Source organism: Holosporales bacterium, assembly GCA_031263535.1.
Lineage (GTDB): Bacteria > Pseudomonadota > Alphaproteobacteria > UBA3830 > JAIRWN01 > JAIRWN01.
Genome location: JAISFO010000022.1, coordinates 1 through 5,404 on the forward strand (window position 1 = coordinate 1; position 5,404 = coordinate 5,404).

At 42.4% G+C, this 5,404-nt stretch carries 8 protein-coding genes; 4 read left to right on the forward strand and 4 right to left on the reverse strand.

Features of this window, described 5'->3' with window-relative positions:
- A partial coding sequence (locus LBL30_02035) for a hypothetical protein (GenBank protein MDR1031883.1) occupies positions 1 to 691 on the forward strand: 691 nt, incomplete at its 5' end.
- A 241-nt stretch (positions 692 to 932) separates the two neighbouring features.
- Here the strand turns inward: LBL30_02035 and LBL30_02040 are convergent.
- Entirely contained in the window at positions 933 to 1,091 is a 159-nt protein-coding gene (locus LBL30_02040) for a hypothetical protein (protein ID MDR1031884.1), read from the reverse strand.
- Between the two features lie 104 nt (positions 1,092 to 1,195).
- A complete protein-coding gene (locus LBL30_02045; protein ID MDR1031885.1) occupies positions 1,196 to 2,473 on the reverse strand; it encodes an MFS transporter in 1,278 nt (425 codons plus the stop codon).
- A gap of 277 nt (positions 2,474 to 2,750) precedes the next feature.
- Between LBL30_02045 and rpsO the strand changes: the two genes are divergently transcribed.
- On the forward strand, positions 2,751 to 3,014 hold the full coding sequence (rpsO, locus tag LBL30_02050; GenBank protein MDR1031886.1) for a 30S ribosomal protein S15: 264 nt from the start codon (positions 2,751 to 2,753) through the stop codon (positions 3,012 to 3,014).
- A 20-nt stretch (positions 3,015 to 3,034) separates the two neighbouring features.
- On the opposite strand, the gene LBL30_02055 is transcribed toward rpsO, so the two are convergent.
- Both LBL30_02055 and LBL30_02060 read right to left on the reverse strand, forming a co-directional pair.
- Positions 3,035 to 3,346, reverse strand: coding sequence for a GNAT family N-acetyltransferase (locus LBL30_02055; GenBank protein MDR1031887.1), 312 nt, complete (start codon positions 3,344 to 3,346; stop codon positions 3,035 to 3,037).
- Positions 3,347 to 3,351: 5 nt separating this feature from the next.
- The gene (locus LBL30_02060; GenBank protein MDR1031888.1) at positions 3,352 to 3,495 is read right to left on the reverse strand and encodes a hypothetical protein; all 144 of its coding nucleotides are present in this window, start codon (positions 3,493 to 3,495) and stop codon (positions 3,352 to 3,354) included.
- A 305-nt stretch (positions 3,496 to 3,800) separates the two neighbouring features.
- Here LBL30_02060 and LBL30_02065 point away from each other — a divergent pair, with 305 nt between their 5' ends.
- Both LBL30_02065 and LBL30_02070 read left to right on the forward strand, forming a co-directional pair.
- Positions 3,801 to 4,979, forward strand: coding sequence for a site-specific integrase (locus LBL30_02065; GenBank protein ID MDR1031889.1), 1,179 nt, complete (start codon positions 3,801 to 3,803; stop codon positions 4,977 to 4,979).
- 117 nt (positions 4,980 to 5,096) lie between these two features.
- The coding region (locus LBL30_02070; GenBank protein ID MDR1031890.1) for an Rpn family recombination-promoting nuclease/putative transposase at positions 5,097 to 5,404 on the forward strand (308 nt) is incomplete at its 3' end.

Sequence of the window (5,404 nt, forward strand, 5' to 3'; positions counted from 1 at the left end):
TTTGAAGAATCTGTTAGCCTCTGGCGCTGTTTTAGCAAACTGCCTGGGCTGCTGTACTGTTGGTGTCTTAGGCCTAAGCTTGGCAGCACAGGAAACACTGGCTGCAAGACCTAATATACGTCAATTGGTACAAAACTGTTATCCAGATGGTACTGGTATGACGCCGGCGGGTGAGGGAGTTGTCGAATTATATGGGCATTTAACCCCACGCGATCAGAATGAATTTAGAGAAATGTTACAAAAGGATGTAATACACTACGCACGGGTTAATGGAGATAAGTCAGCAATGAGAAACTCTTTGCGGGCCATTGACGAAGAGGAGGAAGGTCTTTTGTTACACTTTATCGATGACGTAATGCGTCATAAAGTGCTCAACAGCTACAATGTCCAAGATCCAAAAGTCAGAGATTACATAATATCCGAGGCAACTTGTGGTTTTGGACAACCTAATGGCAGTATCCGACTAAGTGGTAACGCCGTCAGGATCTTGATAAACGATTACGATATGTCTCGAGCGGATGCTGAAGCGCTGCAGGCTTTGCTGACCATACCCGATGAGCGTCGTGATCAACAGGCAATAGCGCGTTTTAGGCAGGAAACGCCTAATGTCCATGCTAACGACCTCGGGTTGTTTTATGATTATCTGCTGCTCACTTGGGAAGACAGACGCATACGTTTAACTACCGATTGAATATTTATTAGGTAACAATAGTAATTTGTTGCTAGCGTCTGGTAAGTACGCATTAGTTTTAGTTTATGCGTAAAGCTGGACGCTCAGCTTTAAAGACTTTTTGCAAATAACAAACTCTTACGATCTGTTGCGAGCAGTTTGTTGTTTAGGAAAGGCGCTTTAGGGGGGGGGGCTGTGGTGATTAACACGCGACAAATTCAGCCCTTAGATTTTTTTCCAATTACACCAACCCAATCCCCTCCTAAGCACAGTTGCTGAGCAAGGACTGAGCCCCTAATTTAAGCCGATATGACAGGGCTTCAGAGACGTGTTGACGAGATACGGATTGGCTTTGTTCTAAATCTGCTATAGTTTTGGAAGCGCGAATAACGCGATAATACCCCCTTGTCGACAGTCGCAACTTATCGGCTGCGTAACTAACATGCCCTCCGAATTAAACAGACAACGCGTCTCGCTGTAAAAGAGACGATTACAAGCAGGCGTCAATTCCCAAAGATATCAAAGCTACTTCGCTGTTTTCTTGCCAGGAAATGATTCCTTTAAAAATGGAATGAAGGCCAGGCTTATGAACGAGCATAGTATTAAAATGCTTATTGCCAATGTGTACGAGTAAGTGCTGTAGACCGGCAAACCGTCGCTCATTGTGCCGTCCCACGTTTGTTTTATTATCCAACCCAAGAACGGCTGCAGTATCACTCCACTGATCATGCTGAACATATTTACGGTTCCTACTATAGTCCCGCTAACCGAGGATGGCATTATTTCTACCGCTACTATGAAAATAGTAAACCCGCCTACCAAACCAAATCCGACAAAAAACATGCAAACCGCGAACATAGAGCAACTGATTCCTGGGAAAAATATTGCTATTGCAAACGATACGGAACTTATAATTGCCCCTGCCCACAGGCAAATCTTTCGTCCCTTCATTGCCGAAGAAAACCAAGCGAATAACGGCCCACCGACAATTGTACCGACGTACATCATGTTGCTTATCGAAGATGCTTTTACAGCATCAATGCCATAGATCGCCTTAAGAAAAGGTACGCCCCACATATCGGCAAACCCACTTAAGGGGGCGTATAAAAACAAGATATAAAGATATGCCAGCCAGCATTGGCCGCTTTTCATAACTAGTTTCAAGCTTTCCCAGACTGAAATGCTTTTTTCGTGCGATATGTCAGCGTGACCTTCGCCTTTGGGATAATCCCTAACAAATATAAAGATAGCAATACCCAAGACAATACCAAATACAGCAATCAAGATCAGGCCTTCTCGCCAATCGATAAATTGCTTTGCGTATGCAAACAGTGGCGCCCCTGCGCAGGCGCCAAGCGTACCGGTCGCGATGGTTAAATTATTGACAAAAGCCTTATCTAATTTTTTGAACCAGTTTAGTCCAATTTTTATCACAGCAATAAAAGCGGCGGCCGAACCTACTCCGGCCAAAGTCCTGCCTACAGCAGCAACGGTATAATCCTGGCAACATACAAACAGCCAAGAGCCCAGACCACAAGCTATGCAAGCAATTGCCGAAACGCAGTGCGGCCCATATTTATCCACTATCAGTCCTATGGGCAACTGAAGCGGAGCATAGGAAAAGTAATAATACCCGCAAAGCGTGCCAAAAGAAGACGCCGTCAGAGAGAAATATTTCATCAGCTCTCTATCGAGGACCGTTGGGGCGACCCGTACAAAAAACTGATATAGGAAATATAGACACACCATTCCCCACATAAACCAAGCTAAACCTTCGCTTTTATTCGTGGTTTTTTGCTGCATTTTTATTTACCTTAATCTGGACTGAATAGGGGAAATGCTATAGGCAAGCGGCCATAAACACAAGCTAAAAGGTGTGAAGCGATAGGTAGATTCTTGATGGCTTGCAAATAAAGCACTGGAAAAGTCATTGAGTTTAGCGCATACTTGCATAGTTCTAATTGATTGCAGCTGGGCGACATCCTGGCACATCAGTTAGGCTCGGCAGAGTGTGTTTGCACTTTCTAAGTGATGTATCCTAGGCAACGGCCGAGAAATAGTTGGTTTTTAAGGATTTAAGATGTCGACGATAGATAAGCAAGTTTTACTGGAAAAATTTTCCGAAGGGAAAAACGATACTGGATCAGCGGCTATTCAGATCATTTTATTGACCGATCGGATTAACAATTTGGGCGATCACCTCGATCTGCATAGGAAGGATTTCCACTCAAGACGCGGACTGCTTCAGATGGTAAGCAAACGACGCAGCTTGCTTGACTTTTTGAAGCGTAAAAACACCGGTCGTTATCAGGGTTTGGTAAGCGATTTAGGCTTACGTCGCTGAGCAGACTGGAAACTTACAAATTAGTCGATTCGATAGTAATAACCGACTGGAGCGGTAATTTGATTTTTGTAAAATGAAACCGCCTCAACCAAGTCATTTCTTGTTGTCCATCTTAGAGAGCGGGCATGTTTATCCTGACGAAATTTAGATATCGCAAAGTCCATTAACTGTTTCCCAATCCCTTTTCTTTTGTAATTTTTGTCGACTACTAGAATATCAATATACATAGTTCTTCCAACGCACAGATCTTCATTAAAAATATATCCGATCAGCCCAACGCAAGGTTGTCTGTTATCTTCGGTTACCGTAGCTTTGTATAGGTTGTATTGCAGCTTTTTTACTTTCGCATAATTTTTTTTAATTCACTTTTTTCTGCAGTAGGCCTTAATTGAACAAATAATGGAAAAACTTCCATTAGTTCTTCCTCAACTACCCTTTCTATTCTTATATTGCTTGTTTTATCATTTCCGTAACTACTCATGGCCCCCATCCATATAACAAAACTGTTTTGAAGTCATATGAAGCAAAAAATCAGATCCGCAATCTGAAAATAATCATGAAGCTTCAATGGTGCCGGGCGTCGGAATTGAACCAACGACCTACTGATTACAAATCAGCTTAAAATCATTTTCACACCTCATCACAATTCTTCATTGCGCACTATCAAATCCCCCGCATATCAAGGAGTTGATTGAGATTATTGCATCATTCGTATTCACATATTATCATTCTATTTCCTGAATAAAATATGGGAGAAAAATGGGAAAAAGTAGTTGTAGGTGAAATATGAGCGTTAAATGGATTAAAACTAAGTCCACAGGAATTCGTTACTACGAACATCCAACAAGAAAGCATGGTGTGCACAAAGACCGTTATTACACGATAAGGTACGGGCTGGACGGTAGAATTAAAGAAGAAGGATTGGGGTGGGAATCACAAGAATGGACGGAGAAGAAAGCGGTTGCGAGGCTATCTGAATTGAAGGAGGCGCATCGTACTGGTATTGGTTTGAGAACGATGGCTGAGAGACGTAGAGCTCAGAAAGAAGAAGCTAAAAAGGAAGAAGTAGCCAGAATTCAGCGAGAGAGGGAGCAGACTACCTTTGCTGCGATATTTAACAAATATTATAAGCAAGCAACACAGGATAAGGTCCCTAGGCTATGTGAAAATGAAAAAGTCTTGTTCAGTAAATGGCTGAACCCGTTGATTGGAAGCATGCCAATGAAGGAAATATCGCCATTTATATTGGAGAAGCTGAAGAAGCAGATGAGTGATGCTGGTAGGGCTCCAAGAACGATTACATATGCGTTGGCTCTGGTAAGGCAGGTATTTAACTATGCCAAGAATAATGACCTATACAACGGAGATAATCCTGTATCTAAAATCAAGAAGCCATCAGAAGACAACAGGCGCTCAAGGTTCTTATCTCAGGAAGAATCCATCACATTGCTGGAAGAACTCAGCAAAGTAAGCCCCACAGTCCATGACATAGCTTTAATATCTCTGAAATGTGGCTTAAGAGCGGGTGAAGTATTCAAGCTTACTTGGAACGATGTTGATTTTCGTAACGGAACCATCCTAATCAAAGACACCAAGAGTGGCAGAAACCGTAATGCAATAATGACCAAAGACGTTAAGGAAATGCTTGAAAGAAGACGAGGTCTGAGTTCAGGTCTAGTGTTTCTTTCAAGGACTGGAGAGCAGATAACAGAGGTATCTGATGCATTCACAAGAGCAGTAGAGAGGCTTGGATTCAATGAAGGAATAACAGACCGCAGACAGAAGGTAGTATTTCACACCTTGAGGCATACATATGCCAGCCGGCTGGTAATGAGCGGGGTGGATTTGTATACGGTCCAGAGGCTGATGGGGCATTCGACCATATCTATGACAGAAAGGTATTCTCACTTGGCTCCAGACCATTTGAAAAAGGCAGTCAGTATGATGGAGCAGAAATACAGCTAATGCTCTGTAGATACTGAGCCAAGGAAGAAGATGTTTTGTTATCTGCCTTATAATGATGAATAGTGATTCATTATGAATGTGATGTATAATGCTTAATGAGATTATAGAAAAGATGATATGGACCGTTATTTAAACCCCAAGAGCGACTTAGCCTTTAAAAAGGTTTTCGGTACAGATAAGAACAAGGAGGTTCTGCTTGCTTTCCTGAATGACGTCTTTGAGGGAGTGCATGATAAGATTACGGATGTTACCTTTCTTAAGCTGGACCAGAATCCTGAGATTAAGTGTCTACGTCAAAGCATAGTCGATGTGCTATGCAAAGATACTCAGGGCAAGCAATTCATTATCGAAATGCAATGCGCTAAGGAGCCTCATTTCATAAAGAGAGCGGTGGCATATGCTTCTCGTGCTTATCTAAATCAAAG

Bases quoted from the DNA above. Each gene is read 5' to 3' on its own strand.
- LBL30_02045 (MDR1031885.1), bottom strand. From the start codon at position 2,473: ATGCAGCAAAAAACCACGAATAAAAGCGAAGGTTTAGCTTGGTTTATG.
- rpsO (MDR1031886.1), top strand. From the start codon at position 2,751: ATGTCGACGATAGATAAGCAAGTTTTACTGGAAAAATTTTCCGAAGGG.
- LBL30_02060 (MDR1031888.1), bottom strand. From the start codon at position 3,495: ATGAGTAGTTACGGAAATGATAAAACAAGCAATATAAGAATAGAAAGG.
- LBL30_02065 (MDR1031889.1), top strand. From the start codon at position 3,801: ATGAGCGTTAAATGGATTAAAACTAAGTCCACAGGAATTCGTTACTAC.